Consider the following 704-nt stretch of genomic DNA (forward strand, 5'->3'; position numbering starts at 1 on the left):
CCGGGGGATGCTGGAGGTCCTGCCGCTCACCCACATCCGCGGGCGTTCCCTGCACGACGCCTTCGTGATCGTGGACGAGGCGCAGTCGCTGGAACGCAACGTCCTGCTCACCGTCCTCTCCCGGATCGGCCAGGGCTCACGCGTCGTCCTCACCCACGACGTCGCCCAACGCGACAACCTCCGGGTCGGCCGCCACGACGGCGTCGTCGCCGTCGTCGAGAAGCTCAAGGGCCACCCGCTCTTCGCCCACATCACCCTCACCCGCTCCGAACGCTCACCGATCGCGGCCCTCGTCACCGACATGCTGGAAGGCCCCGAGAACTGAGCGGACGCCCCCTCCCCCGCCGCCCGGCGGGGGTCCCGGCTCCGCCGCACGCCACCGCATCCGACCACGCCAACCCGCAACCCCATCGAGGAGGTGAGGACCGTGACAGTGGACCGCAACGCGCACATCCGCCGTACCGCCTCTCCGTACACCCCGCCGAAGGCCGCCGAGGAGCGGATCGTCGAGCTCCAGACCAACCTGGCCGGCGTGACCGCGCAGAACAGACGGCTCGCCGCCGCCCTGCGAGAGGCCCGCGACCAGATCGTGGCCCTCAAGGAGGAAGTGGACCGGCTGGCACAGCCCCCGGCCGGATTCGGTGTCTTCCTCAGCCAGAACGAGGACGGCACCGCCGACATCTTCACCGGTGGCCGCAAGCTCC

The 704-nt window shown here is 71.0% G+C and carries 1 protein-coding gene and 1 pseudogene; both read left to right on the forward strand.

The annotated features are described in order from the left end of the window. Positions 1–325, forward strand: a 325-nt coding sequence (locus PUR61_RS00060) for a PhoH family protein (protein WP_329874313.1), incomplete at its 5' end; no start/stop codon positions are given. Between the two features lie 165 nt (positions 326–490). Then, positions 491–704 (forward strand): annotated as a pseudogene (locus PUR61_RS00065) (proteasome ATPase); the annotation flags it as partial.

This window comes from Streptomyces sp. BE20 (assembly GCF_036322525.1).
Classification (GTDB): domain Bacteria; phylum Actinomycetota; class Actinomycetes; order Streptomycetales; family Streptomycetaceae; genus Kitasatospora.